The organism is Vibrio sp. YT-18 (assembly GCF_033337345.1).
In the GTDB taxonomy this organism is placed as follows: Bacteria; Pseudomonadota; Gammaproteobacteria; order Enterobacterales; family Vibrionaceae; genus Vibrio; species Vibrio alginolyticus.
In genome coordinates this window covers 1-1,052 of sequence record NZ_JAWOQO010000266.1, presented here as the reverse complement: position 1 = coordinate 1,052, position 1,052 = coordinate 1, and the positions used below count along the sequence as shown (strand labels likewise).

1 protein-coding gene is annotated in these 1,052 nt (G+C 47.3%); it reads left to right on the top strand.

Translation table 11 applies throughout. From position 1 onward, the window contains the following. Positions 1-18 precede the first annotated feature (18 nt). Positions 19-1,052, top strand: a 1,034-nt coding sequence (locus R7M72_RS25875) for a LapD/MoxY N-terminal periplasmic domain-containing protein (RefSeq protein WP_318056566.1), incomplete at its 3' end; no start/stop codon positions are given.

Here is a 1,052-nt window from a genome sequence, read left to right as displayed (position 1 = left end):
CTATGACGAGTGAGAAACATGACCCTATATAAGAAGCTTGTAGTGGGAATGGTTACGGTCTTTATACTCTTGTTGGCATCAGTATTCGTAATCGAATTCAATACTACTCGAACGAGCTTGGAACAACAGCAACGTTCAGAGGTCAACAACACCATCAACACCGTGGGTTTGGCGTTAGCACCTTACCTAAAAGATAAAGACAAGGTTGCCGTTGAATCGGTAATCAATGCATTATTTGACGGCAGTACCTACTCAGTGGTGCGTCTCACCGCGTTAGATTCTGATTACCAGATCGTACGCTCTTACCCAGTAAAACCAAGCACCGTTCCGCAATGGTTTATCGACATGAATCTGTTCAAAGCGATTCACGATAAACGCGTGGTCACCAGTGGTTGGATGCAACTGGCCGAAGTCGAAATCATCAGCCACCCAGGCGCGGCGTATGAACAGCTATGGCAAGGTTTTATCCGTTTGCTATCTGCGTTTAGCGTCATCTTCCTAGCGGGATTGATTGCGATTTCTTACATTCTGCGTCGTTCTCTAAAGCCACTGGCTGCTATCGTGAAGATAATGCACGACATCGCAAGCAACCAGTTTGGTGAGCCACTCACTCGCCCTAAAACCAAAGACCTGATCGCGGTCGTGGATGGCATCAACATGATGTCGGCACAGATTGAGTTGTCATTTAAAGAACAGGCCAAAGAAGCACAACGTCTACGTGCTCAAGCATACCTAGATCCTATCTCCAAACTAGGTAACCGCTCGTTCTACATCAACCAAGTTGACCAATGGTTGGCAGAACAAACGCAAGGGGGTATCGCGCTACTCCATGCAGAATACATTGGCGACATTTACGAGACAAAAGACTACCAACGCGCTGATGCCCACGTGAAAGAGTTGTCTCAACGTCTGAAAAACACCATTGATGTTCCGGGAGCCACCATTGCTCGTCTTTCTAGTGATGAATTCGGTCTGCTTTTCCCGCACATGGATGAGAGCGAACTGCGCATTCTCGCTGACAGCATCGTCAACTGTGTCAATGGCCTAAACAC